Below are 389 nucleotides of genomic sequence, written 5' to 3'. Positions count from 1 at the left end.
GAAGTTCCAGAAGGTTTCGAAGCACCGGCATCAGTAGAAGAGACTTTGTCCTTCACCCAAACTGGTACTCAAGACTTGGTAACCAAGGAAACAACTTGGAACCCAGTTGACTCACAGAGTTTGAAGACTGTCACTAGTCCAACGATCGCTGGCCTAACCCCAGATCAAACTGAAGTTGCATCATCAGAAGTAACTCCAACTTTCGATGGTGACAAGTCATCCACGGTAACTGTTGTTTACACCGCTAATACTCAAAAGGCCCTGGTAAACTACGTTGATGAAGATGGCAACAACGCCGTTATCGCAACGTCAGGTGATCTGACCGGTTCATCCAAGAGTACAATTGCTTACAGCACCGCTGACACGATCAAGCAGCTTGAAGAAGCTGG

General features: G+C 47.0%; 1 protein-coding gene. It reads left to right on the top strand.

From position 1 onward, the window contains the following. A partial coding sequence (locus lacNas_RS13995; protein WP_444979759.1) for a mucin-binding protein occupies positions 1 to 389 on the top strand: 389 nt, incomplete at both ends.

The sequence above is a fragment of the Lactobacillus nasalidis genome, from assembly GCF_016587775.1.
GTDB lineage: Bacteria > Bacillota > Bacilli > Lactobacillales > Lactobacillaceae > Lactobacillus > Lactobacillus nasalidis.
Note: the sequence above shows the minus strand (reverse complement) of the source record. Positions and strands in the feature narration are given on the sequence as shown.